The sequence below is a fragment of the Erythrobacter sp. HI0063 genome, from assembly GCF_001635685.1.
Classification (GTDB): Bacteria; Pseudomonadota; Alphaproteobacteria; order Sphingomonadales; family Sphingomonadaceae; genus Qipengyuania.
Genome location: NZ_LWFF01000265.1, coordinates 1 through 267 on the forward strand (window position 1 = coordinate 1; position 267 = coordinate 267).

1 pseudogene is annotated in these 267 nt (G+C 66.7%); it reads left to right on the plus strand.

Features of this window, described 5'->3' with window-relative positions:
* Nucleotides 1-267: pseudogene (locus A3736_RS08365) on the plus strand (30S ribosomal protein S12 methylthiotransferase RimO); the annotation flags it as partial.

The following is a 267-nucleotide window of genomic DNA, read 5'->3' on the forward strand; positions in this document are numbered from 1 at the left end:
CGGCTGCCCCAAGGCGCTGGTCGATTCCGAACGCATCCTCACGCGCCTGCGCGCCGATGGCTACGCGATGAGCCCGGATTATGCGGGCGCCGATGTGGTGCTCGTCAACACATGCGGATTCCTCGACAGCGCCAAGGAGGAAAGCCTTCAGGCGATCGGAGAGGCGATTGCGGAAAACGGCCGCGTGATCGTGACGGGTTGCATGGGCGAAGAAGCCGATGCGATCCGCGCGGCGCACCCGCAAGTGCTCGCGGTGACGGGCGCGCA